Below are 502 nucleotides of genomic sequence, written 5' to 3'. Positions count from 1 at the left end.
AAACCTCTGAGAACGACTTTCTCTTGAGCGCTATGCACTTCGATACTTTCGTCCGGCAAGAACTGGAACAACTTAGATTTAAGCGTATTTAAATCGTGAGTGACTTCGACATTAAACTGTTCGATCAATCGGCCACGACTATCCCAAACCGACACATTGGTCGTTCCTAGTTTTTTACCAATCAAGAACAGTTCATTCGATCTTAGAACCACGATATCCAATACTTCTGGATCCCCTAACGTCACCTTTTTGGCCTTACCTGAAATCACCAATTGTGTAGATTGATGATGCGCAACAGAAACAACTCTTCCAGACTGCGCGGTTGCCGCATGAACAGACAAGCTAACAAAAAGTAACTGGCTAACGAGTAATATTATTGTTTTCATAATTCACCTAATTACTGACTCGGACACTGGATGCCTGAGATCCCTTAATGATGGTCACACTAGGTCGAGGGGTATATTTTTTTGCAACAACAGGTTTATCGACTTCATGAGGGTTA

Annotated in this window: 1 protein-coding gene and 1 pseudogene; both read right to left on the bottom strand. The window is 41.8% G+C overall.

From position 1 onward, the window contains the following. A partial coding sequence (locus tag R7044_RS28540; protein WP_225456461.1) for a pilus assembly protein N-terminal domain-containing protein occupies positions 1-386 on the bottom strand: 386 nt, incomplete at its 3' end. Between the two features lie 7 nt (positions 387-393). Then, a pseudogene (locus tag R7044_RS28535) lies at positions 394-502 on the bottom strand (Flp pilus assembly protein CpaB); the annotation flags it as partial.

The organism is Vibrio sp. 1402 (assembly GCF_033340275.1).
The sequence above is the reverse complement of the archived record's forward strand: the minus strand, read 5'-3'. Positions and strand labels throughout refer to the sequence as shown.